Genomic DNA, 22,300 nt, shown 5'->3' with positions numbered 1-22,300 from the left:
TTCGTTCAGTCGCGCTCGCCGCCGAAGATTCCCAGCAACGCCAGCAGGCTCTGGAACACGTTGAACAGATCGAGGTACAGCGCGAGCGTGGCACTGATGTAGTTGGTTTCGCCGCCGTCCATGATCTGCTTCAGGTCGTAGAGCATGTAGGCCGAGAAGATGCCGATGGCAGCCACCGAGATGACCAGCATGCCCGTGGTCGAACCAACGAACACATTGATGATGGCGCCGAACATCAGCACCAGCGCGCCGACGAACAGGAACTTGCCCATGCCTGACAGGTCGCGCTTGATGACCGTGGCCAGCGAGGCCATCACGAGGAACACGCCGGCGGTGCCGCCGAAGGCCGTCATGATGAGTTCCGAGCCATTCTTGAAGCCGAGCACCATCGCGATCAGGCGCGACAGCATCAGGCCCATGAAGAAGGTGAAGGCCAGCAGCACCGGCACGCCGGCGGCGGAGTTCTTGGTCTTCTCGATGGCGAACATGAAGCCGAAGGCGCCGCCGAGGAAGACGATGAGGCCCAGGCCACCGGTGAGCGAGCGGGTGATGCCGGTGCTCACGCCGACCCAGGCGCCCAGAACGGTGGGCAGCATGCTCAGTGCAAGCAGCCAGTAGGTGTTGCGCAGTACGCGCTGGCGTTCAGCCTGCGCCAGCGGCTGGCCGTAGCCTGTTGAAGTATCTAGGGTGGTGACGCGGTCGTTCATGGCCGGAGCTCCTGTGATTGCTGCAATGACGCAGTTGGGCGCATTCTAGGGGGCTGCAAGAGGGGGTGTCGCAAAGACCGTATGCGGGGTGTTCTCAAGCCCTGAAGACACCCCTGGCAGCATGGCCGTTATGCTGTCGGGTTTTCACGCAAACTGAGCTCATCATGAAGACCAAATCTTTCCTCGAACTCGCCGACGTCAAGGCCGTTGCCGCAGCGGCTGAAGCCGAGGCCCTGAAGAACAACTGGGCGGTGACGATCGCGATCTCGGACGACGCCGGCAACCTGCTCTGGCTGCAGCGCTTGGACGGCGCCGCGGCGCTGTCTTCGCACATCGCTCCTGCCAAGGCGCACACGGCAGCCATGGGCCGGCGCGAAAGCAAGGTCTACGAAGACATCATCAACGGCGGCCGCACGGCGTTCCTGACGGCTCCCGAAGTGCAGGGCTTGCTCGAGGGCGGCGTGCCGATCGTCAAGGACGGCCAGGTGATCGGCGCTGTTGGCGTGAGCGGCGTGAAGTCGAATGAAGATGCCCAGATTGCCAAGGCGGGCATTGCGGCTCTCGGCCTCTGAGTTTTTCTTCCGCACAAAGCAAAACGCCGACTTCGAGGTCGGCGTTTTCTTTTGGGCTGCTTCAGCGTGAAAAAAAGCTTGGCTAGTCGGCGAACCGTTGGCTAGCAAAAAACGACCCTTCGGAGATGAATCTCCTTGAGTCGCCCCACGATGAAACTTGCGCGAAGGGCGGGCTGGACGACTTACTTGGTCAGGATCAGCTTGCCGAGTTTGGTGGCTTGAAGCCGGTAGAGAGAACCGTTGTGCATGATGCCCACGGTCTTGCTTCCTTTCAGAAGCTCCGTGCTTTCAACCATCGGCACCGGACGCGTTGCCTGGATGGACGCATGGCCGCCACCCGACTGGTCGAGCGAAGGATGGTTCAGGACAGAAAAGGCATTCGGTGTGGCTGGCATCTGGAGTTCCCTTATCGAAGCGATGAGTGAATGATAATGATTCGCAATAAAAAGTCAATCGTCGCGATCAACTTTTTTTGGCTTGCGATTTCAGATCACTTCGCTTCAGGCTCCGTGATGAAGCCGATCTTGCGCACACCGGCTTCACGGGCTTCCGACATCGCCTTGGCCACGCGCTCGTAACGCACGGCCTTGTCGCCGCGGATGTGCAGCTCGGGCTGCGGTTCCTTGGCGGCTTCGGCGGCGAGGCGGTTGGGCAGCTCGCTGTCGTCGATCTTCTGTTCGTTCCAGTAGTAGGAACCGTCAGCCGTGACGCTGAACAGGATGTTCTGCGGTTTGGGCTGCTCTGGCTCGCTGGAAGCGCGCGGCAGGTCGATGTTGACTGCGTGCTTCATCACCGGCACGGTGATGATGAAGATGATGAGGAGCACCAGCATGACGTCGACCAGCGGCGTCATGTTGATCTCGTTCATCACCTCATCGGGTTCGTCTTGCGTTCCGAAAGCCATGATGCTCAGCCCTTCTTGAGCGGAACCACGACGGCATCGCCGCTGCCGCTCTGGACGCGGGCGCCGGTCACGAAGTAGGCGTGCAGGTCGTGGGCGAAGGCGTTGAGCTTGGTCAGCACGAACTTGTTGCCGCGCACCAGTGCGTTGTAGCCCAGCACCGCGGGAATGGCCACGGCAAGGCCGAGCGCCGTCATGATCAACGCTTCACCGATCGGGCCAGCCACCTTGTCAATGGTCGCCTGGCCGGCCGAGCTGATGCTCATGAGCGCGTGATAAATGCCCCAGACAGTGCCGAACAGGCCGATGAACGGCGCGGTGGAGCCGACCGAAGCCAGGATCGCGAGGCCGGTCTGCAGTCGGGCGGTGAAGGCGTCGATGCCATTGCGCAGTGCGCGCGTGATCCAGTCGCTCACGTCGAGCGCATCGTGCAGATGGGCCTTGGTGTTGCGGTGGTGAGCAGCCGCCTCGCGGCCTTCAAGGGCCAGCGCGCGGAAGGGGTTGCTGTCGTCCTTGCCCAGTTTGTTCAGCGCGGTGGCGAAGTCTTCGCTGTGCCAGAAGTCCTGCGAATGCTTGGCAAGGCGCTTGTAGCGGACGACATCGAGTGCCTTGACGATGATCACGATCCACGACGCGAGCGACATGCCGACCAGCAGCACCGCCACGGCCTTGGTGACGAAATCGCCCTGATTCCAGACGTTCATCAAGCCAAATTGGGAATCCATACGAAGTTGCTCCAGAGAAAAATTAGTTCAGGACGTAATTGACGGGGGCGTCATAGGACATGGCCTGCACCACGCCGTTGACCTTGCCGGGCACAAACCGGCATTTCATGATGTATTCCACGGCCGCCTCGTCGAGGCGATCGAAGCCGCTGGATTTCTTGACCTCGGCGCTCTTGGGCAGACCGTCGACACCGACGAGCACTCGCACGATCACCTTGCCCTGTTCGCCGAGCCGTTTGCTCATGGCGGGGTAGGTGGCTTTCGGATTCTGAAGATAGTCGGCATTGCTCGACGGCAACTGCACGGCCGGTGGCGCCGGGGGGGCAGGTGGTGGCGCGGGCGGCGCCGGTGGAGCGGGAGGTGCCGGCGGCGTTGCCGGTGGGGGCGGTTCCGTGACGCCGACGGGCGCCATGGGCGCCGGCGTGGGCTTTGGCTCGCGAATGGCCTGGGGCCGCGGCGGAGGCGGCGCCTTGGTCACCTTGGGTTGGGGCGGCGGGGGAGGCGGCGGAGGCGGGTCCGCCTTCGGCTTCGGTGGCTCGACGAACTGGCTCAGTATCTCGACGGGAATCACCACTTCGGCGGCGCGGCGCAGTAATCCGCTTTGAAGCGCCCAGAGCGCGGCCGCGTGAAACAGGATGACACCGCCGGCAATGACGACATTGCGCGAAAGGCCAAGGACGGATGGGGGGGGGGCAAAGCGGTCAGACACGATCAACCATTCGAATGCGGGCACCGCGAAAGGTGCCCCGATTGCAGCAAAACCGCTACGAAGACGCCACGCGCGCTACTTGCGAAAGATCCACCAGACCGAACCTGCGACCAGAATCAGGCTGCCGCCGAGTGCCGAGACGAGTTCCATGCCTTGCTTTCCTTGATGGAGTTGGCAAGCTGGATCGCTCTCGGACCCGAATCGCAATTCAGCGCGGCGACCGGATGCGAAGCGCTGCACTGCGCGACGATATCGCGCGCACAACCTTCACATTGACCACACTGGGTGGCCACGCCAAGTTCGAATTGCACTTCGTCAAAAGTCATACCGGCCCGCACATGGCGTGCGATTTCTCGGTCGGAGACTCGGCGGCAGACGCAAACGATCATGGCTGTGAAAGCGGCAGTTGGCTGGCTGTTGGATGTGGTTGATTATAAATAAGAATCCATCGCATTTGCAATAACTATGTGTTACTGATTCATGCAACATCTTGTGCCCCCGGAATCAGACCTCCGACCAGAGCCGCAGCAGGTTGTGATAGTGCCCGGTCAGCGCCACCGTTTCCTCGCATTCGCCGAGGCGCGCGCGCAGTTTCTGGATGTTCTGGTCGAGCTCGAACAGCATGCTGCGCTGCTGATCGTTTCGCACCATGCTCTGCAGCCAGAAAAATGAGCAGATCCGCGCACCCCGGGTCACAGGGTGAACGCGATGCAGGCTGCTGGCCGGGTAGAGGATGAGATCGCCGGCCGGCAGCTTCACTTCATGTGAGCCGTAGGTGTCGATCACCTCCAGTTCGCCGCCCTCGTAGTCTTCGGGGTCGCACAGGAAGAGGGTGCACGACAGGTCAGTGCGCAGTTGCTGGCCACTGCCGGGCAGGGCGCGCACCGCACCGTCGACATGAACGCCGTAATGCTCGCCCCCCTCGTAGCGATTGAACAGCGGCGGCACGAAGCGCGACGGAAGCGCTGCCGAGAAAAAGAGCGAGTGTCGGGCCAGCGCGGCCAGCACGATGTTGCCCAGCTCCCGGCCGACGGCCGACTGTTCCGGCAACTGGCGATTGCGCTTGACCTGCGCGCCTTGTGCGCCGACCGTCTCGCGCCCATCGGTCCATTGCGTGGCGTCGAGCGCGGTGCGCATTTCACGCACCTGGTCAGGGCTCAGCACTTCGGGCACATGCAGCATCATTTTCAGGAACTCCGCAATGAGAAAAGCCCCAGCGCGGGCCGGGGCTCGAGTTTCGCACCGCACCGGGCAAGCCCGGCGCGCGCAAGGACCGTCAGAACGCGAAGTTCGCGGTGATCTTGGCCGAGCGCGGCGTGCCCGGCGTGTAGCGGTAGCCGCTCTTGTTGATGGCCGCCACGTAGTCCTTGTCGAACAGGTTGTACAGGTTCAGCTGGATGTCGATGTTCTTGTTGATGCGATAGGAGGCCATCGCATCGAACACCCAGTACGAATCGACGTACGCCGGCGTTCCCACCGCACCGTCGGTGCCGCGCTGCAGCTTGCCGTTGTAGCGGGCGCCGCCGCCGACAGTCAGGCCGAACGGGAACTGGTAGGTGGTCCAGAGCGTGAAGGCCTTCTTCGGCGTGTAGGCGAGGGCGGTCGAGCCATCGGCCAGCACCGAGGGGCCGCTCGCCACACGGGTGTTCATGGTGGTGAAGCCCGAGCTCACGCCCCAGTTATCGGTCAGCGCGCCTGATACGCCCAGCTCGACGCCCTGCACGCGCTTCTTGCCGGTCTGGAAGTACTGCTGCGAGACCGCGTCCTGCACGACTTCGTTGCTCACGTCGGTGCGGTACAGCGCCGCCGTCAGGGCCACGCGCTTGTTCATCACGTCCCACTTGGTGCCGACCTCGTAGGTCTTGGCCTTCTGCGGCAGGAAGTCGGTGCGCCCGGCGCTGTTGCCGGTGCCGCTGGCGGCCAGCTGGAAGTTGGCGCCGCCCGGCGGCTGTGCGGCGGTGCCGTAGGCCGCGTAGACGCTGCTGTTCTCGGTGGGCTTGTAGACCAGGCCGATCTTGCCGGAGAGCAGGTTGTCCGACAGCTTCAGGTTGGTCGGCGTGATCGTCGAGGTCTGCGGGCCGTTGCCGGTGCGTGCCAGCGTCAGCGCGGTGGCGTTGTACGTGGTCGAGTAGTGGTCATAGCGCAGGCCGGCGGTCAACTGCCATTGCTCGTTGAACTTGAGCGTGTCGAAGGCGTAGAGGCCGATGGTGTCGGTGCTGCCGTCCGAGCCGGTGCCGTTGGCAATGCGGTTGTAGCCGCTCACGTACGGGTTCGGGTTGTACAGGTTGGCGGCTGGCCACGAACCGGCTGCTGCCAGCGTGGTGCCTACGCTGGGGTAGCCCGCAGCGTAGTAGTTGTTGGCGGTCTGCTTCTCGCGGATGAATTCGAGACCGCCGTTGAACGAGTGGCTGATGCTGCCGGTGTTGAACTTGGCCGACACGCTCGTCTGGTTGGTGAAGATCGTGTTTTCCTGGTCCTTGTTGGTGGGCAGGTTGCGCGTGACGGTCCAGCTGGCGGGAATCGTGGGGATCACCGTGTTGAGGAAGCCCGCGTTCGCGGCCGGCAGTTGGCCGACACCGGTTGCCGACGCCGTGAGGCCGCCGCCCATGAACGACGTCAGCATGTAGTCCTGCGAGGTCTTGCCGTAGCGCGTGGTGTTGCGGATGGTGATGTCGGGCGTCAGGTCGTGCTCGATGCGCGCGGTGAACATGTCCGCGGTCACATTGTCGAAGTCCGAGCTGGTGCCGTAGAAGTTGCTCGAATCCACGCGCGCGGCGGCGTTCAGGTAGGTGCGGCGCGCCAGGCCGCGCGTGATCGCGGTGGCGTCAGGCGTGCTGTAGCCCGGCAGGCCGATGGTGGGCACGCCGCCATCGGGAATGTTGTTCTGCTTGACGTGCAGGTAGTCGAGGAAGATACGCGTCGGGCTGTTCAGGCCGAGGGCCAACGACGGGGCGATCGCCGTGCGCTTGTTCTTGACGAAATCGCGGCCGGCCACGCCGCCGTCTTCGGTTACTGCATTCAGGCGGAACGCCGCGCCGATGCCGTTGGCGCTGCTGAGCGACTTGTTCCAGTCGACGCTGCCGCGCTTGAAGTCTGCGCTGCCGAAGCTCATCGAGCCCAGGAAGCTGTCTTCGAGCTTCGGCTTCTTGGTGACGAGGTTGATGTAGCCGGTGGGCGAGGTGCGGCCCACGTCGGTGCCCGACGGGCCCTTCACGACCTCGATCTGTTCGATGTTGAACACGTCGCGCGACACCGAGCCCAGGTCGCGGATGCCGTCGACGAAGATCGCGCTCGAGCTGTCGAAGCCGCGCATGAAGACGGCGTCGCCAGTGTTGGTGTTGCCGTTTTCCCCGAGGAAGAAGGTGCCCACGCCGGGCGTGTTGCGCAGCGCCTCGGTCAGGGTGGTCGCGCCCTGGTCGCGAATGATCTGTTCCTTGATGACCTGGATGGTTTGGGGCGTGTTCACCAGAGGAGCCGTGAACTTGGGGTTCGACGAGTTGTCGGTCTTGTAGTCGGCGGCGGTGGAGTCCTGCACGCGGACTTCAGGCAGCGCGCCACCCGATTGGGCGAGAGCGGCTGGGGCCGCAATGGCCATCAGCGTGGCGGCGGCAGCGCCTGAGAGGTGTGGAACGGCGCGCGAAACGGTGTGTTTGCGGCTCTTGATGTAGGCCATGAAGTTCTTCTCCGAAAAGGGCGGCAGCAGGACTCGACTGGCGATGTCCTGGCGGCCTGCGTTTTCTGGAGAAGCGAGGGCGGACTGGCTGGGTGAGTCGACTTACAAAGCGTTTGTAAATCGCTGCGAATGATATTGCTTCTCAATACGACGAAACACAGATGGAGCACTTTCTAATCCGAAAGTTTTACTTTCTGTTGCTATCGCGCAACTGAAGCAGGCGTGCGGGCCTCAATAGACGTCGCGGCGATAGCGCCCGCCGGCTGTCAGCTCATTCACCAGCGCCTCACCCGCAACCTGCCGCAACGCGGCGTCCACGCCCGACGCCATGCCTTGCAAGCTTCCGCAGACATAGACGGCCGCGCCGTCGTGCAGCCACCGCAGCAAGGCGTCGGCCGACTGCAGCAGTCGGTGCTGGACATAGAAGCGCTCCGCCTGATCGCGCGAGAACACCATGTCGAGCCGCTGCAGCACGCCGTTGGCCTGCCAGGTTTCGATTTCTTCGCGATAAAGAAAGTCGTGGGCCGCCTGGCGTTCGCCGAACACCAGCCAGTTGTCGTGCCTGCCCGCGGCGGCACGGGCCCGCAGGTGCGCGCGCAGACCAGCCAGGCCGGTGCCATTGCCGATGAGGATCAGCGGCCGCGTTTCGTTGCCATCCAGGCGGAATCCCCGATGAGGCCGCAGCCGCAAGGCCACCGTGTCGCCGATGCTGAGGGTGGACGTGAGCAGCCCTGACGCAGCACCAAGCGTCCCGTCGGGATGTTGCTCCTGCCGGACGAGCAATTGCAGTTCGCCGTCGGCATGCACGGATGAGATCGAATAGTCGCGCGGGCGCGCCGGATCGCTCGCCACCGCCACCTGCGCCAGGTCGCCCGAAACCCAATGCGGCATCGCACCGGCCTGCGGCACAAGTCCGAGGTGGAAGACAGGTGCGCCCGCACTGCCTTGATTGAGCCGCTCGCGTGCAACGAGCCGCCACTGCGTGAAGCTGGTAGTCGTCGCGCTGTCGTCGGCCGCTGGCATATCGCCCCATTGCGCCTGCCATGCGGCCAGTGCCGCAGGGTCGCTGTTGTCGACCTCGATGCGATCGAACTCGCGCTTGGCGCCCGTCGCAAGCAGCCACTCGTCGAGCGCGCGGCCGAAGCCGCAGAAGTTGGCGTACTGGCGGTCGCCCAGCGCCAGAACGGCATAGCGCAGCGAAGGCAGCTTGGGTGGCGAATCCATCATCACGCGTTCGGCGAACACGCTGGCGCCATCAGGTGCGTCGCCTTCGCCGTAGGTGCTTGCGATGAAGAGTGCACGCCGCGCGGCGGCAAGCGTCGGGGCGTCGAGCGTGTTCAGCTCCATCACGCGAGCCGGCATGCCTGCGGCGCTCAGCTGCCGCGCGGTCTGCCAGGCGATGGCTTCGGCCTGGCCGGTCTGGCTGGCGAACAGCACGAGAACGGGGGGCTCGTCGCCGCTCCCCGAGAGCGCCACGGCGTCGCGTGCGGCAGCGGCTTGACGCCTGCGCTCGCGCATGTAGATCGACGCACAAAGCGCCGCATACGCCACCACGGTGGAACCCGCACCCAGCGCGCGCAAGGTGAGGTCGTTCATGCCCCGGCCGGTGCGGGCCACGCGCGCGTGGCCTTTGCCGCAGGCGATGCGTCGCCGTGGCTCACGAACAGCGCGGCAACGTCGTGCTGCTGCGCAAAGTCGAATCCTTCGTCCGGGCCCAGCACCGTCAGCACGGTGGCCAGCGCGTCGGCCTGCATGCATTCCGCGTGCAACACGGTGACGCTGGCCAGTGCATGAGCGACAGGCTCGCCCGTGCGCGGATCGATGGTGTGCGACCAGTGGCGCCCTTCGTGCGAGCGCCGATGCCAGCGGTCGCCCGAAGTGGCGATGGTCATGTCGGCGAGCGCAACGCGCCGCGCCTTGGTCGGGTCGCCGTCGACGAGCACTTGCCAGGGCTGCGCACCGGGACGTTGCCCGGTGCCTCGCAACTCCCCGCCGACTTCAAAGAGAAGGTCGACAAGGCCAAGTGCGCACAGCGCCTCGACGCCGTGGTCGACCGCGAAGCCCTTGGCAATGCCCGAAAGGTCGAGCGCGACGCCGCCCGGTTGCAGCAGCGAGCCATCGACCGAATCGAAGGCCAGCCGCGACCAGCCGACGCGCGCACGCGCATCGGCCAGGGCCTTTGCAGCAGGTAGGCCGCCTTCACGCGCTTCGGGGCCGAAGCCCCAGCAAGCGACGAGCGGACCGACCGTCGGATCGATCGCACCACCGCTGGCTGCTGCCCATCGCGCAGCACAGCGCATCACCTCGGCGAACTCCGCGGGCAGCACGTGCAGCGACCCGGCCGGCGCCCGGTTGAACCGGCTGATGTCCGAGTCCGGCTCCCAGTGGCTCATCTGCGCGATCACGCGGCCAAGCGCCGACTCGACGGCCGCGCGCACCTGCGCCAGCGGCAGCATCCGCGGATTGTCGAAGCGCAGCGACCAGGTGGTGCCCATGGTCTGTCCGCCCAACTGCTGCAGGGTCGCGGGATCGGCAGGGCGCGGTACGGCCGCGTTGGCGTAGCCGCCAGCGCGCCAGGTGCTGAACGAAATGCCCAAGGTGGCTTGCTGTGTCAGGGCATCACTTCAAGGGTGGCCGCGTAGTTCAGGCGGCGTTCCTTGGCTTGCGGCACCGTGGTCTTGTTGTCCTTGGTGCTGGCGTCGAGCCAGTACATGCCGGCGGCCGGCCAGGTCACGCTGAACTGGCCCTTGTCGTCGGTCTTGAGCTTGATTTCCTCGAGCTTGTCGCGGTACTGGGTGTTGCCTGCCGTCACCGTCACTTCGAGGCCTTTGGCGGGTTGGCCGTCGAGGTTCAGCGTGAAGGTGGCCTTCTCGCCCTTGACCAGGTCGGTCGGGCTGCCGGTGGCGATCAGCTCCAGCCCCTGGCCGGTCGGCTTGAGCGCCGAAGGCTTGCCGACCGTCACGAAGGTCTCGATGCGGCCGGACGACTGGGTTACCGTCACGTCCTGCGCATCGGCCGGGATTTCCTTGCCGATGGTCTCGGCCGTGCCGCGCGCACGCTTGGTCTGGCCCGTGGCCTTGTCCTTCCAGCTCGCGAAGGCGCCGGCATTGATCACGGCGATGCGGTAGGTGCCCGATTGCGCCACGTTCACGTCGAACACGTTGCGCAGCTTGAGCTTGGCTTCGGTCTCGGGCTTGATGGTGCTGCCGTCGGGCGCGGTGATCTGCAGGCCGTCGAGCCGCAGCGGTGCGTGGTTGGCAACGAACAAGTCGTTCGACACCGCGGCATCGACGCTCACGGTGTCGGCCTTGGAGAACACGGTGGAAGAGGGCAGCAGCCAGGCGTTGTGCGCCTGGGCGAGCGAAGCGGCGGCTGACAGGGCAATGGCGATGGAGGCAGCGCGCAGGTTGAAATGGGTCATGGCAGTTCCTTGATGTGACGGGCTGGCGGTGAAAGCGGGTGGCTGTGTGTTGCCACTCAGGGCTTGAGTTCGAGCTTGATCTCGCCGAGCTCCTCCTTGCCCGTGGCAGTTGGCTGCGCGGCTGCCGTCGGCGGCCACTGGAAGGGAATGCTCACGACCTCGCGGCCACCGACTTCGCGCGCGGCTTCCACCACGAGCTTGTAGGCGCCCGGTGCGAGCTTGGGCATGGGCGCCGTGCCTTCGGTGAAGCTCAGCTGATGCTTGCCGGCGGGCTTGGTGGCGCCCGTCACGCCATCGACCGGTACCGCGAGTTCGCGGCCGCCGCGGCGCCACCACTGGCGCATGTCCTTCAACCATTTCGTGCCTTCGCCCTCGGGGTTGTTGGTCTTGGTGCGCACGTCGTACCAGACGGCCAGCGTGCCGGCGACGGTGTTGTCGGCGCGCTCGATCCAGGTCGCCACGTAGGGGCGGTGGTACTCGGAGACGTTCAGCCGGGGTATCTCGATGTTGACGGCCAGTCCCGACGCAAAGGCCGGGGCTGCGAACAGCGCCGACATGGCCAGCGGCGCGAGTGAATAGCGAACGTGCACGGGAAACCTCTTTTCCTGGATCGACGATTGATGAATGAATCAGTGAATGAACATAAGCGCGAGCAGCACCGGCACGACGAGCCCCATGCCCACCATCGGCCAGGTGAACGGCCTGTTGCCTGCGTGCATCTTGAGAATGAACAGGCCGGTGATCGAGAAGACCAGCGCGGCGCCCGCGAAGATGTCGATGAACCAGCTCCACGCGGCGCCGGTGTTGCGGCCCTTGTGGAGGTCGTTGAAGTAGGAGAGCCAGCCGCGGTCGGTGCGCTCGTATTCGATTTCGCCGTCGGCCAGGCTCAGGCGCAGCCAGGCGTCGCCGCCGGGGCGGGGGAGCGAGAGATAGATTTCGTCGTCCGACCACTCGGCCTCGCGGCCGGCGGTGCCGACGTCCCAGTGCGTCTGCACCCAGGTCTGGAGTTCGGTGGGCAAGGGCGCTTTCCCTTTGCTGGCCTTGGCGGCGGGCAACTGCTTTTCGAGTTGTGCGCGAAGGGCTTCGTCGATCGAACCGCTCAATTTCGTGACGGCCGGCTTGGCCTCGATCTGTCCCGCGTGGTTGAGCGTGAAGCCCGTGACGCTGAACAGGATCATGCCGATGAGGCAAATGGCCGAACTCACCCAATGCCATTCGTGCAGGGTCTTGAGCCAGTAGGCACGGCGGCGGTTGTCGGGGCGGGTGGCAGTCATCGAAGGCGCGGATTTTATCCGTGCAAATGAGAATGACTGTTATTCGTGCAGAGTTAAGTTACGTAAAGCAATAAAAAACGGGACCGAAGTCCCGTTGATTGGCTGGTGCGAGAGCTTTGCCTTACTCGAGTTCGCCCATCTGCGATTGCAGGTAGTTCTGCACCCCGACCTTGTCGATCAGGTCGATCTGGGTTTCGAGAAAGTCGATGTGCTCTTCGGTGTCGTCCAGGATCTCTTGCAGCAGATCGCGCGAGACATAGTCGCGCACCGATTCGCAATGCGCGATGCCGTCCTTGATGGTGGCCTGCGCGCCGGTTTCTGCACCGAGGTCGCAGCGCAGCAGTTCGGGCACGTCTTCGCCGATGTTCAGCTTGCCCAGGTCCTGCAGGTTCGGCAGGCCGTCGAGCATGAAGATGCGGTCCATCAGCTTGTCGGCGTGCTTCATTTCGCCGATCGATTCCTCGTATTCCTTCTTCGCCAGCTTGTCCAGACCCCAGTGCTTGAGCATGCGGTAGTGGAGGAAGTACTGGTTGATCGCGGTGAGCTCGTTCTTGAGCTGCGCCTGCAGATGTTCGATGACCTTGGGGTCGCCCTTCATGGTTTTTTCCTTGTTCTGAAAACAGCGATTGTCAGAGGGGCGCGGTGGCACTTGCAAGCAATCCCATGCTGCGCCGGTCTGCATGCGTGTGATGGTGATACACGTTCGTATTGCGGCCTCGAAAAGGAGGCTCCAGGCTCATCGTGAACATAGCGACTTGCAATACTTTTGATAGATATCAACTATCAAAATAACTTGATTGGTAGTTATACTGATGCTTCGCCCTTTTCATCAGTCACCACCACTAGGAACCAGCATGTCCCTGATCAATACCGAAATCATTCCCTTCAAGGCCACCGCGTATCACAACGGCAAGTTCGTGCCCGTCAGCAACGACAACTTCAAGGGCAAATGGTCGGTCGTGGTGTTCTACCCGGCGGACTTTACGTTCGTGTGTCCCACGGAACTCGGCGACCTGGCCGACCACTACGCTGAATTCCAGAAGCTCGGCGTCGAGGTGTATGGCGTGTCGACCGACACCCACTTCACCCACAAGGCCTGGCACGACACCTCGGACACCATCGGCAAGGTCCAGTACCCGCTGATCGGCGACCCGAGCCAGCAACTGGCCCGCGCCTTCCAGGTGCTGATCGAAGAAGGCGAAGACGCAGGCCTGGCCTACCGCGGCACCTTCGTGATCGACCCCGAAGGCAAGATCAAGACCATCGAAGTGCACGACAACGGCATCGGCCGTGACGCTGCCGAACTGCTGCGCCGCGTGAAGGCTGCCCAGTACGTCGCCGCACACCCCGGTGAAGTCTGCCCCGCCAAGTGGACCGAAGGCGCCGAGACGCTGAAGCCCTCGTTCGACCTCGTCGGCAAGATCTAAGCGCCTGCGTGCGAAGCCCGGGCGCTCACGAGGCCCCGGGCTTTTTTGTCCCCAGTTGATAGTTTTCAGTTATCGAAAGAGAGTCCCTCATGCTCGACGCAAGCACCAAAGCCCAATTGAAGAGTTACCTCGAACGCGCCACGCAGCCGATCGAGATCGTCGCCTCGCTCGACGACAGCAAGGCCTCGGGCGAAATGCTGTCGCTGCTGAAGGACGTTGCCGAATCGTCCCCGCTGGTCAAGCTGACCGAAAGCCGCGACGACAACCATCGCAAGCCCTCGTTCTCGGTCAACCGCCCGAGCGAAAACCACGGCCCGCGCTTTGCCGGCCTGCCGATGGGCCATGAATTCACGTCGCTGATCCTTGCGTTGCTGCAGATCGGCGGCTATCCCCCCAAGGTCGAGCAGGCAGTGCTCGACCAGATCAAGGCGCTCGACGGCGACTTCGAGTTCGAGATCTACGTCTCGCTCACCTGCCATAACTGCCCCGACGTGGTCCAGGCGCTGAACCTGATGGCGGTGCAGAACCCTCGCATCCGCACCACGATGATCGAAGGCGGCACCTTCCAGGAAGAAGTGAAGGAACGCCAGATCATGGCTGTGCCCACCGTGTTCCTCAACGGCACCGAGTTCGGCCAGGGCCGCATGAGCCTGGAAGAAATCCTCGCCAAGATCGACACCAGCGGCGTCGAGCGCGAAGCGAAGAAGATCGCCGCCAAAGACCCGTTCGACGTGCTGATCGTCGGCGGCGGCCCTGCCGGCGCGGCAGCTGCGGTGTACGCAGCGCGCAAGGGCATCCGCACCGGCGTTGCCTCCGAGCGTTTCGGCGGCCAGGTGCTCGACACCATGGGCATCGAGAACTTCATCTCGATCAAGGAAACCGAAGGACCGAAGTTCGCGCACGCGCTCGAAGAGCATGTGCGCGACTACGAGGTCGACATCATGAATCTGCAGCGCGCAAAAGCGCTGGTGCCCGGCAGCGACCTCATCGAGGTGAAGCTGGAAAGCGGCGCGTCGCTCAAGAGCAAGTCGGTCATCATTTCGACCGGCGCACGCTGGCGCAACATCAACGTGCCCGGCGAGCACGAGTTCAAGAACAAGGGCGTGGCCTACTGCCCGCACTGCGACGGTCCGCTGTTCAAGGGCAAGCGCGTCGCGGTGATCGGTGGCGGCAACTCGGGCGTCGAAGCGGCGATCGACCTGGCCGGCATCGTGGGCCACGTCACGCTGATCGAATTCGACACGCAATTGCGCGCCGACGCCGTGCTGCAGCGCAAGCTCAGGAGCCTGAAGAACGTCGACGTGTTCACCAACGCACAGACCACCGAGATCACCGGCGACCAGAAGGTCAACGGCCTGGTCTACAAGGACCGCGCCACGGGCGAGCTGAAGAAGGTCAAGCTCGAAGGCGTGTTCATCCAGATCGGCCTCGTGCCCAACACCGACTGGCTCAAGGGCACGGTCGAGCTGTCGAAGCACGGCGAAATCATCGTCGACGCGCGCGGCCAGACCTCTGTGCCCGGTGTGTTCGCAGCGGGCGATGCCACCACGGTGCCGTTCAAGCAGATCATCATCGCGGCCGGCGACGGCGCGAAGGCGGCGCTCGGTGCGTTCGACCATCTGATCCGCACATCGGCCCCTGCTTGAGTAAGCCTTAAGTTGTTTCAATGAGAATTGTTCTCATACAATAGAAGGCTTGGGCGACAGCCCTTCATTGCCAGCCAGGTCGTTCGCGCAGTCTTCTGCGCCTGAAGGTCCAGCAAGCAGTTCTTTAACTGTTTCTGGACCTTTTTTCGTGGCCTCCAAACTCAACCGACGTCCCTCCCATCGCCTTGCCCTCCTGCCTTGCCTGGTCGCCTCCGGGCTCGGTCTGTCGGCACCCTCGTGGGCCCAGCGCGTCGCGGCGCTCAATGAAGTGGTGGTGAGCGGTTCGCGCTCGGAGCAGGCGAGGGACGATCTTCCGGTGAGTACCGAGGTCATCAACCGCGACGACATCGAATCGAAGCAGATCACCGACATCCGCGACGCGGTGCGCGACCTGCCCAACGTGTCCGTCAAGCGCGCCCCCGCGCGCTTCGGCCTCGCGCAGGGCAACACCGGCCGCGACAGCAATGCGGGCTTCAACATCCGTGGCCTCGACGGCAACCGCGTGCTGCTGCTGACGGACGGCATCCGCACGCCGCGCAGCTATGTCTTCAGCGCCAACGCGTTCGGGCGCGACTACTTCGACATCAGCCTTGTCGAGCGCATCGAGATCATCAAGGGGCCGGCCTCCGCGCTCTATGGCTCCGACGGCCTCGCGGGCCTGGTGAACTTCATCACGCGCGATCCGTCGTCCTACCTGCGCGACGGCAAGAGCTTCGGCGGCAGCGCCAGCATCGGCTACAGCGGCGACGACAACGGCACGCATGGTGGCGTCACGCTGGCGGGCAAGGCCAACGACACGCTGCAGTGGCTCATCTCGGCCAACATGGGCCGCTCCAGCGCGCTGGAGAACATGGGCACCAACAACGCCGCCAACGTCGACCGCACCACGCCCAACCCCGAGCGCGATCGCAACAAGGCGCTGCTTGCCAAGGTCATCCTCACGCCCAATGCCGACCAGCGCCACGGCTTCACCTTCGAGCACATCGAGAAGACCAGCCGCTACGACCTGCTCTCGGGCGTCGCCAAGCCGCCCTATGCGTCCACCTCGGTCATCGGCCTCAACGCGAAGAACGACCTGCAGCGCGACCGCTTCACCTATGACGGCCGCCTGCGCCTGAACTCCGTCATGGCCGACAGCCTGCTCGCCGTGGTGAGCTACCAGAAGGCGAAGTCGCGCGAGTTCATCTACGAAGACCGCTTCACCGCAGCCGACCGCACGCGCGACGTCACCTACGACGAAAGCACCTGGCAGTTCGGCCTGCAGGCCGACAAGACCGTGCGCACGGGCGATTGGGCACAGAAGATCACCTACGGCTTCGACTACACGCGCACCAACGTCGAGAACCTGCAGACCGGCCTGGTACCCCCGGCCGGCGAGACCTTCCCGCTCAAGCGCTTTCCCGACACGCGCGAGACCTCGTCCGCGTTCTACGTGCAGGACGAATTCATCCACGACCGCTGGAGCATCACGCCGGGCATCCGCTTCGACCGCTTCTCGCTCGACGCGAAGCAGGCCGGCTTCGGCGCGCAGGCCGTGTCGCTCTCGGGCTCGGCCGTATCGCCCAAGCTCGGCGTGCTGTTCCGCGCAACGCCGCAATGGAGCGTGTACGGCAACTACGCCTCTGGCTTCAAGGCGCCCAACGCGTTCCAGGTCAACAACTTCTTCGAGAACGTGATCTCGGGCTACAGGACGATTCCCAACCCGAACCTCAAGCCCGAGAAGAGCCAGAACATCGAGCTCGGCGTGCGCGGGCGCACCGGCGTGCTGAGCTTCGACGTGGCCGCGTTCACCGGTGACTACAAGGACCTGATCGAGAACGACCGCCAGGTCGGCGGCGTGTTCGGCTCGCGCACCAATCCGGCGACCTTCCAGTCGGTCAACATCGGGCGCGCGCGCATCAGCGGCTTCGAGATCAAGGGCGAACTCGACTTCACCGACAACGGCAACGGCTTCTCCGTGCCCTTCGCCTATGGCCAGACGCGCGGGCGCGACCGCACCAACAACCGGCCGCTCAACTCGATCGACCCGAGCAAGGCCAGCGTCGGCGTCAAGTACCAGGCGCCGGTGTGGAGCGTGCGCCTCGACGCCGTGAACCACGCACGCAAGAAGTGGTCGGACATCGACGGCACCGAGGTCACGACCGGCACCCAGTTCCGGACGCCCGCTGCCACCACCTTCGACCTGAGCGCACAGTGGCGCATCCGCAAGGACTTGCGCCTGAACGCGGCAATCGTCAATCTCACCAACAAGCGCTACTGGATGTGGAGCGACGTGCGCGGCCTGACCTCGACCTCGACGATTCGCGACGCCTACACCCAGCCGGGCCGCAGCTTCAACGTGTCGCTCGTGGCGGACTTCTGATCGCCGCACCCCGCTCTCGCCACAACAAGGAAACCCGATGATCAACGCCCAAGACATCCGAGACCGATTCGCCGCATTGCGCGCCAAGGGCATGCGCCACAAGGACGCCGCTGCGGCCATGGGCCTGTCCGAAGGCGCAGCGGTGGCCGCGCACATGGACACGCACGACAAGGCCCTGCGCGCCACGCGACTGCACGGCCCGTGGGTCGAGCTGCTGCAGGCGCTGGAGCTGTGCGGCCCCGTGCTGGCGCTCACGCGCAACGAGACCACGGTGCACGAGAAGACCGGTGTCTATGAAAAGGTGTCGGGCAGCGACGCGATGGGGCTCGCGCTGGGCGAGGCCATCGACCTGCGGCTGTTCTTCAGCCGCTGGCATGCGGGCTTCGCGGTGAGCGAGGCAGCGGCCAACCCGGGCGTGCTGCCGTCTCTGAGCCTGCAGTTCTTCAATGCGCAGGGCGTGGCCGTGCACAAGATCTTCGTGCGCGACGCCACCGACCGCGATGCCTTCCAGTCGGTCATCGACAGCTTCACCGCGCCGGACGAACCCGTGGTGTTTGCCGCGCCCGAAGACAAGGCAGTGCCGCGCGAAGACAGCGTCATCGACACGGCAGGCCTCGCCGAAGCCTGGCGCGGCATGCAGGACACGCACGAGTTCTTCGGCCTGCTGAACAAGTTCGGCGTGGAGCGCCAACAGAGCTTTCGCCTGACCGAAGGCGAGTTCACTCAGCGCGCCGAACTGAGTGCCATCAGCGGCCTGCTGAACGAAGCCGCGTTCGACGGCACGCCGATCATGGTTTTCGTCGGCAGCCCAGGTTGCATCCAGATCCACTCCGGCCCGGTGGTACGCATCGAACCGATGGAAATGAAGGGCCACGGCGAGAACGCGACGCCGATGCGTTGGCTCAACGTGCTCGACCCCGGCTTCAACCTGCACATGCGTGAAGACCGCATCGCCAGCGTCTGGATCGTCGAGAAGCCGACCAGCGACGGCGTTGTCACTTCGGTCGAAGCCTTCGACCAGCAGGGCGAGCTGATGGCGATGTTCTTCGGCGCGCGCAAGCCCGGCATGCCGGAGCGCGAGGAATGGCGTCGCATCGTGCGCGAGCTGCCGCGTCTTCAACTTGCGACCGAGGCCCCATGACCTCCTTTCACGAAATGAACGATCGTTTTTCGCTGCAGCGCCGCGACGTGCTGCGCCTGCTCGGCGCCTCGTCGCTGGGCGCCACCGCGCTGCCCCTGTTCGCGCAGAACGCGAAGCTGCCCAAGCTCGTGACCGTCAGCGGCGCGATCACTGAAGTTGTCTACCTGCTAGGGGCGGAAGCGCAGCTTGTCGGCACCGACACCACCAGTCTGTATCCCGCTGCCGCGCGTGCCACGCCGAAGGTCGGCTACATGCGCCAGCTGTCGGCCGAGGGCCTGCTGTCGCTGAAGCCCGACGCGATCATCGCCACCAACGAATCGGGTCCGGCCGTGGTGCTCGACCAGGTTCGCAGCGCGGGCGTCAAGGTCGAGATCATCGAGGCCGACCACAGCTGGGGCGAAGTGCAGCGCAAGGTACAGGCCGTCGGCCGCGCCGCTGCGCGCGAGGCGCAGGCGCGTGAGCTGCAGGCGAAGCTCGATGCCGATTGGAGCCAAGTGCAACAGCGCGTGGCCGCAGCGTCGAAGGGGCGCAAGCCGCGCGTGCTGTTTGTGCTGTCGCACAGCGCCAGCCCGCAGGTTTCGGGCGAGAAGACCGCTGCGCACTCGGTGATCGGCTTTGCGGGCGGCGTCAACGCACTCGGCGGTTTCCAGGGCTACAGGCCGATGACCGCCGAAGCCATGGCCAGCGCCGCGCCCGACATCATCCTCACCAGCACGCAGAGCATCGAAGCCCACGGCGGCGTCGACAAGTTCTGGCAGCGGCCCGAGCTTGCGCTCACGCCGGCGTTCAAGAAGCGCAGCCTGATCACGCAGGACGCCTTGCTGCTGCTGGGCTTCGGCCCGCGCATGCCTGCGGCCATCGCCGAACTGCACGAAAAATTCCTGGCTGCCACCGCATGAGCCAGCGCTTCTCGGCACAGGCCGTGCTGGGCGGCAGTGCGTTGCTGCTCGTCGCCGCCTTCGTGGTGGGGGCTGTTTCGGGGGCGTATGCCATCAGCCTGCCGCAACTCTGGGGCGTGCTGACCTCGCTGGGGCAGGGCGCCGACAAATCGCCCGAGCACCTGGTGTTTCTCAACATCCGCCTGCCGCGCCTCGTGCTGGGCGTGGCGGCGGGTGCGGGACTCGGCGTGGCGGGCACGCTGATGCAGGGGCTGTTCCGCAACCCGCTGGCCGACCCGGGGCTTGTTGGCATCAGCAGTGGCGCGGCGCTGGCGGCGGGCGTGACGATCATCCTCGGCGCATGGCTGTGGCCCGTGCTGCCGCGCACGCTGGGCAGTTGGACGCTGGTGCTCATGGCATTCGGCGGCGGGCTGTCGGTGACCTTGCTGATCTACGGTCTGTCGCGCAGCGAAGGTGGCACGCGCATGGCGCTGATGCTGCTGGCGGGCATCGCGGTCAATGCGCTGGCGAGCGCGGGGCTTGGTTTTCTCAGCGTGATGGCGACCGACGAGCAATTGCGCAGCCTGCAGTTCTGGCTGCTGGGCAGCCTGGGCGGTGCGCGCTGGAGCGCCGTGCTGCTGGTCGGCGCGGCGGTGCTGCTGTCGTGCGTGGCGGCGCGGTCTCTGGCGGCGCCGCTGAACGCCATTGCGTTGGGCGAGGCGCAGGCGGCGCTGCTCGGCGTGGACGTCGAACGCATCAAGCGGCGCGCCATCGTCGTCACGGCCGTGGCTGTAGGGGCGGTGACGGCGACGACCGGGATCATCGGCTTCATCGGCCTGATCGCGCCGCACTGGGTGCGCATGGTGGCCGGGCCCGATCACCGCGTGGTGTTGCCGGCGTCAGCTCTGCTTGGGGCGGCGCTGGTGCTGGCAGCCGACACTGTGGCCCGCACGGTGATGGCGCCGGCCGAGCTGCCGCTGGGCGTGCTCACGGCGTTCATCGGCGCGCCGATGTTCCTGTGGATGCTGCGGCACTTCAAGGGGCGCATATGACTGCGATGCCACGCGATCCGATGGCGCTGTGCTGCGCCGGTGTGGAGGTCCGCGTCGGGGCGAAGACGCTGCTCGCCGATGCTTCGGTTCACCTGGCGCCGGGCCGGGTAACGGCCATCCTCGGGCCCAACGGCGCGGGCAAGTCGACGCTGTTGTCGGTGCTGGCCGGCCAGCGCGCGCCGACGCGGGGGAGGGTGATGCTCGACGGCCGTCCGCTCGAGGACCACGGCATGCCGGCACTGGCGCTGCGCCGGGCCCTGATGCCGCAGGAGAGCGCGGTCGCCTTCGACTTCACAGCGCAGGAGATCGTGGCGCTGGGCCGCTACCCGCACCGCCGATCGCCGGGCCGCGACGAGGACGCGATCGTCGAAGAGGCGATGGGGCTGACCGACGTGTCGGCGCTGGCGCCGCGCGTCCTCAACACCCTGTCGGGTGGCGAGAAGGCGCGGGCCCACATGGCTCGGGCGCTGGCCCAACTCTGGCATCCGCGGCCCGACGGCGCGACCCGCTGGCTGCTGCTCGACGAGCCCACTGCGGCGCTCGACCTCGCGCACCAGCATTCGGCGATGCGCCTGCTGCGCGCCTGGGCCGCACGCGGCGTGGGCGTGGTGGCCGTGCTGCACGACCTGAACCTCGCGCGGCGCTACGCCGACGAGGTGGTGGTTCTGGGTGGCGCTTCGGGCGGGCTGATGCAGGGGACGACGGCTGAGGTGCTCCAGCCGGGGCTGATCGAGGCGGTCTGGGGCACGCCGTGCCAGCCGGTGACGAGCGTGGACGGCACGGTCCAGTATCTTTTCGGGTAGCTCTTGTTCTTGTCGCTGATTGCTATCCAAAAGATAGCAATCAACCTCAGTAGACCAGCCGCTCGGGCCGCAGCTCCTGCAGGATCGTGGTCGCGATCTCTTCGATCGACTTGGTGGTCGTCGACAGCCAGCGGATGCCGGCGCGCCGCATCATCGCCTCGGCCTCGCTCACCTCGTGGCGGCAGTTTTCGAGGCTGGCGTAGCGCGAATTCGGCCGGCGCTCGTTGCGGATCTCGCTGAGCCGCTCGGGCTGGATGGTCAGGCCGAAGATCTTCTTGCGATGCGGAATCAGGGCCGGCGGCAGTTGCCGCCGGTCGAAATCCTCCGGAATCAGCGGGTAGTTGGCCGCCTTCAGGCCGTGCTGCATTGCCAAGTAGAGCGAGGTCGGCGTCTTGCCGCTGCGGCTCACGCCCACCAGGATCACGTCGGCGCCTTCCAGGTCACGGTTGCTCTGGCCGTCGTCGTGCTGCAGGCTGAAGTCGATCGCGGCGATGCGGTCGTTGTATTCCTTGCTCTTGCTGACGTCGCTGAAGCGGCCGATCCGGTGGTTCGACTTCACAGCCAGCTCGATTTCGAGCGGCCGCACGAAGGTGCCGAACATGTCCAGCAGCATGCCCTTGCAGCCGGTTTCGATCACTTCCAGCACGTCCATGTTGGCCAGCGTGGTGAAGACGATGGGGCGCACGCCCTCGAGTTCGGCCGTGTGGTTGATCTGCCGCACCGCCTGGTGGGCCTTGTCGACCGTGTCGGTAAAAGGTAGTCGGACATGGCGCGGTTTCATCTCGAACTGGGCCAGAACGGCGTTACCGAAGGTTTCGGCGGTGATGCCGGTGCCGTCGGAAATGAAGAAAACAGTGCGTGAATGCGTGGTCATGCGGCCTTGTCCTGCGGCGCGGGCAACCTTGCCACGCCTACAATCCGGGCCATTATCGGGAATCCGCTTCCCAGCCCCAATTCTTTCCATGCACACCGCGCCCGCACCCAAAGCAACGACAACGATCGTGCCGCG

23 protein-coding genes are annotated in these 22,300 nt (G+C 64.9%); 8 read left to right on the top strand and 15 right to left on the bottom strand.

The features are described 5' to 3' along the window. Positions 1–5: 5 nt before the first annotated feature. Positions 6–707, bottom strand: coding sequence for a Bax inhibitor-1/YccA family protein (locus ACTG4X_RS23085; RefSeq protein ID WP_093077694.1), 702 nt, complete (start codon positions 705–707; stop codon positions 6–8). A 164-nt stretch (positions 708–871) separates the two neighbouring features. Between ACTG4X_RS23085 and ACTG4X_RS23080 the strand changes: the two genes are divergently transcribed. Further along, a complete protein-coding gene (locus ACTG4X_RS23080; protein ID WP_093051154.1) occupies positions 872–1,279 on the top strand; it encodes a GlcG/HbpS family heme-binding protein in 408 nt (135 codons plus the stop codon). A 182-nt stretch (positions 1,280–1,461) separates the two neighbouring features. On the opposite strand, the gene hemP is transcribed toward ACTG4X_RS23080, so the two are convergent. The 13 genes from hemP to bfr form a co-directional block, all read right to left on the bottom strand. Beyond that, complete coding sequence (gene hemP, locus ACTG4X_RS23075) at positions 1,462–1,674, bottom strand: hemin uptake protein HemP (RefSeq protein ID WP_093051151.1); 213 nt, start codon at positions 1,672–1,674, stop codon at positions 1,462–1,464. 95 nt (positions 1,675–1,769) lie between these two features. Further along, positions 1,770–2,183 carry an ExbD/TolR family protein gene (locus ACTG4X_RS23070; RefSeq protein WP_007830740.1) on the bottom strand — a complete coding sequence of 138 codons (414 nt, stop codon included), beginning with the start codon at positions 2,181–2,183 and terminating at the stop codon, positions 1,770–1,772. A gap of 5 nt (positions 2,184–2,188) precedes the next feature. Next, a complete protein-coding gene (locus tag ACTG4X_RS23065; protein ID WP_093051148.1) occupies positions 2,189–2,905 on the bottom strand; it encodes a MotA/TolQ/ExbB proton channel family protein in 717 nt (238 codons plus the stop codon). A 22-nt stretch (positions 2,906–2,927) separates the two neighbouring features. Next, positions 2,928–3,617 (bottom strand): energy transducer TonB, encoded by a 690-nt coding sequence (locus ACTG4X_RS23060; RefSeq protein WP_426393189.1) that lies wholly within the window; start codon positions 3,615–3,617, stop codon positions 2,928–2,930. Positions 3,618–3,730: 113 nt separating this feature from the next. Continuing rightward, positions 3,731–4,003, bottom strand: coding sequence for a (2Fe-2S)-binding protein (locus ACTG4X_RS23055; protein WP_093051142.1), 273 nt, complete (start codon positions 4,001–4,003; stop codon positions 3,731–3,733). Between the two features lie 115 nt (positions 4,004–4,118). Next, a complete protein-coding gene (locus tag ACTG4X_RS23050; protein WP_093051139.1) occupies positions 4,119–4,799 on the bottom strand; it encodes a Fe2+-dependent dioxygenase in 681 nt (226 codons plus the stop codon). Between the two features lie 91 nt (positions 4,800–4,890). Beyond that, the gene (locus ACTG4X_RS23045; protein ID WP_307615041.1) at positions 4,891–7,287 is read right to left on the bottom strand and encodes a catecholate siderophore receptor Fiu; all 2,397 of its coding nucleotides are present in this window, start codon (positions 7,285–7,287) and stop codon (positions 4,891–4,893) included. A gap of 231 nt (positions 7,288–7,518) precedes the next feature. Beyond that, positions 7,519–8,883, bottom strand: a complete 1,365-nt coding sequence (locus ACTG4X_RS23040) for a sulfite reductase subunit alpha (RefSeq protein WP_440531987.1) — start codon at positions 8,881–8,883, stop codon at positions 7,519–7,521. Continuing rightward, positions 8,880–9,884: an FAD:protein FMN transferase gene (locus ACTG4X_RS23035; RefSeq protein WP_440531986.1), complete on the bottom strand. Its 1,005-nt coding sequence runs from the start codon at positions 9,882–9,884 to the stop codon at positions 8,880–8,882. Before ACTG4X_RS23035 ends, ACTG4X_RS23040 begins: the two co-directional genes overlap by 4 nt. A gap of 14 nt (positions 9,885–9,898) precedes the next feature. Further along, positions 9,899–10,708 carry a DUF4198 domain-containing protein gene (locus tag ACTG4X_RS23030; RefSeq protein ID WP_093051130.1) on the bottom strand — a complete coding sequence of 270 codons (810 nt, stop codon included), beginning with the start codon at positions 10,706–10,708 and terminating at the stop codon, positions 9,899–9,901. Between the two features lie 56 nt (positions 10,709–10,764). Beyond that, entirely contained in the window at positions 10,765–11,265 is a 501-nt protein-coding gene (locus ACTG4X_RS23025) for a DUF2271 domain-containing protein (protein ID WP_371127353.1), read from the bottom strand. A gap of 72 nt (positions 11,266–11,337) precedes the next feature. Beyond that, a complete protein-coding gene (locus tag ACTG4X_RS23020; protein WP_093051127.1) occupies positions 11,338–11,982 on the bottom strand; it encodes a PepSY-associated TM helix domain-containing protein in 645 nt (214 codons plus the stop codon). 121 nt (positions 11,983–12,103) lie between these two features. Further along, complete coding sequence (gene bfr, locus ACTG4X_RS23015; RefSeq protein ID WP_007830763.1) at positions 12,104–12,580, bottom strand: bacterioferritin; 477 nt, start codon at positions 12,578–12,580, stop codon at positions 12,104–12,106. A gap of 256 nt (positions 12,581–12,836) precedes the next feature. On the opposite strand from bfr, the gene ahpC reads away from it, so the two are divergent. The 7 genes from ahpC (at position 12,837) to ACTG4X_RS22980 (ending at position 21,291) form a co-directional block, all read left to right on the top strand. Beyond that, the gene (gene ahpC / locus ACTG4X_RS23010) at positions 12,837–13,409 is read left to right on the top strand and encodes an alkyl hydroperoxide reductase subunit C (protein ID WP_093051124.1); all 573 of its coding nucleotides are present in this window, start codon (positions 12,837–12,839) and stop codon (positions 13,407–13,409) included. Between the two features lie 89 nt (positions 13,410–13,498). Further along, positions 13,499–15,055 (top strand): alkyl hydroperoxide reductase subunit F, encoded by a 1,557-nt coding sequence (gene ahpF, locus ACTG4X_RS23005; RefSeq protein ID WP_440531985.1) that lies wholly within the window; start codon positions 13,499–13,501, stop codon positions 15,053–15,055. A 148-nt stretch (positions 15,056–15,203) separates the two neighbouring features. Beyond that, complete coding sequence (locus ACTG4X_RS23000; RefSeq protein WP_440531984.1) at positions 15,204–17,417, top strand: TonB-dependent hemoglobin/transferrin/lactoferrin family receptor; 2,214 nt, start codon at positions 15,204–15,206, stop codon at positions 17,415–17,417. A gap of 37 nt (positions 17,418–17,454) precedes the next feature. Continuing rightward, positions 17,455–18,558: a hemin-degrading factor gene (locus tag ACTG4X_RS22995; RefSeq protein WP_440531983.1), complete on the top strand. Its 1,104-nt coding sequence runs from the start codon at positions 17,455–17,457 to the stop codon at positions 18,556–18,558. Between the two features lie 14 nt (positions 18,559–18,572). Continuing rightward, positions 18,573–19,457 (top strand): heme/hemin ABC transporter substrate-binding protein, encoded by an 885-nt coding sequence (locus ACTG4X_RS22990; protein ID WP_440531982.1) that lies wholly within the window; start codon positions 18,573–18,575, stop codon positions 19,455–19,457. After that, positions 19,454–20,488, top strand: coding sequence for a FecCD family ABC transporter permease (locus ACTG4X_RS22985; protein ID WP_440531981.1), 1,035 nt, complete (start codon positions 19,454–19,456; stop codon positions 20,486–20,488). The genes ACTG4X_RS22990 and ACTG4X_RS22985 overlap by 4 nt, the downstream gene beginning before the upstream one ends. 5 nt (positions 20,489–20,493) lie before the next feature. Next, entirely contained in the window at positions 20,494–21,291 is a 798-nt protein-coding gene (locus ACTG4X_RS22980; protein WP_440534418.1) for a heme ABC transporter ATP-binding protein, read from the top strand. A gap of 46 nt (positions 21,292–21,337) precedes the next feature. Here ACTG4X_RS22980 and ppsR read toward each other — a convergent pair whose 3' ends face one another. Then, the gene (gene ppsR / locus ACTG4X_RS22975; RefSeq protein ID WP_093051109.1) at positions 21,338–22,165 is read right to left on the bottom strand and encodes a posphoenolpyruvate synthetase regulatory kinase/phosphorylase PpsR; all 828 of its coding nucleotides are present in this window, start codon (positions 22,163–22,165) and stop codon (positions 21,338–21,340) included. Positions 22,166–22,300 lie beyond the last annotated feature (135 nt).

It is taken from the genome of Variovorax sp. YR566 (genome assembly GCF_051992195.1).
Taxonomy (GTDB): domain Bacteria; phylum Pseudomonadota; class Gammaproteobacteria; order Burkholderiales; family Burkholderiaceae_C; genus Variovorax.
Note: the sequence above shows the minus strand (reverse complement) of the source record. Positions and strands in the feature narration are given on the sequence as shown.

Bases quoted from the DNA above. Each gene is read 5' to 3' on its own strand.
- ACTG4X_RS23085 (WP_093077694.1), bottom strand. From the start codon at position 707: ATGAACGACCGCGTCACCACCCTAGATACTTCAACAGGCTACGGCCAG.
- ACTG4X_RS23080 (WP_093051154.1), top strand. From the start codon at position 872: ATGAAGACCAAATCTTTCCTCGAACTCGCCGACGTCAAGGCCGTTGCC.
- hemP (WP_093051151.1), bottom strand. From the start codon at position 1,674: ATGCCAGCCACACCGAATGCCTTTTCTGTCCTGAACCATCCTTCGCTC.
- ACTG4X_RS23070 (WP_007830740.1), bottom strand. From the start codon at position 2,183: ATGGCTTTCGGAACGCAAGACGAACCCGATGAGGTGATGAACGAGATC.
- ACTG4X_RS23065 (WP_093051148.1), bottom strand. From the start codon at position 2,905: ATGGATTCCCAATTTGGCTTGATGAACGTCTGGAATCAGGGCGATTTC.
- ACTG4X_RS23055 (WP_093051142.1), bottom strand. From the start codon at position 4,003: ATGATCGTTTGCGTCTGCCGCCGAGTCTCCGACCGAGAAATCGCACGC.
- ACTG4X_RS23050 (WP_093051139.1), bottom strand. From the start codon at position 4,799: ATGATGCTGCATGTGCCCGAAGTGCTGAGCCCTGACCAGGTGCGTGAA.
- ACTG4X_RS23045 (WP_307615041.1), bottom strand. From the start codon at position 7,287: ATGGCCTACATCAAGAGCCGCAAACACACCGTTTCGCGCGCCGTTCCA.
- ACTG4X_RS23040 (WP_440531987.1), bottom strand. From the start codon at position 8,883: ATGAACGACCTCACCTTGCGCGCGCTGGGTGCGGGTTCCACCGTGGTG.
- ACTG4X_RS23030 (WP_093051130.1), bottom strand. From the start codon at position 10,708: ATGACCCATTTCAACCTGCGCGCTGCCTCCATCGCCATTGCCCTGTCA.
- ACTG4X_RS23025 (WP_371127353.1), bottom strand. From the start codon at position 11,265: ATGTCGGCGCTGTTCGCAGCCCCGGCCTTTGCGTCGGGACTGGCCGTC.
- ACTG4X_RS23020 (WP_093051127.1), bottom strand. From the start codon at position 11,982: ATGACTGCCACCCGCCCCGACAACCGCCGCCGTGCCTACTGGCTCAAG.
- bfr (WP_007830763.1), bottom strand. From the start codon at position 12,580: ATGAAGGGCGACCCCAAGGTCATCGAACATCTGCAGGCGCAGCTCAAG.
- ahpC (WP_093051124.1), top strand. From the start codon at position 12,837: ATGTCCCTGATCAATACCGAAATCATTCCCTTCAAGGCCACCGCGTAT.
- ahpF (WP_440531985.1), top strand. From the start codon at position 13,499: ATGCTCGACGCAAGCACCAAAGCCCAATTGAAGAGTTACCTCGAACGC.
- ACTG4X_RS22995 (WP_440531983.1), top strand. From the start codon at position 17,455: ATGATCAACGCCCAAGACATCCGAGACCGATTCGCCGCATTGCGCGCC.
- ACTG4X_RS22990 (WP_440531982.1), top strand. From the start codon at position 18,573: ATGAACGATCGTTTTTCGCTGCAGCGCCGCGACGTGCTGCGCCTGCTC.
- ACTG4X_RS22985 (WP_440531981.1), top strand. From the start codon at position 19,454: ATGAGCCAGCGCTTCTCGGCACAGGCCGTGCTGGGCGGCAGTGCGTTG.
- ACTG4X_RS22980 (WP_440534418.1), top strand. From the start codon at position 20,494: ATGCCACGCGATCCGATGGCGCTGTGCTGCGCCGGTGTGGAGGTCCGC.
- ppsR (WP_093051109.1), bottom strand. From the start codon at position 22,165: ATGACCACGCATTCACGCACTGTTTTCTTCATTTCCGACGGCACCGGC.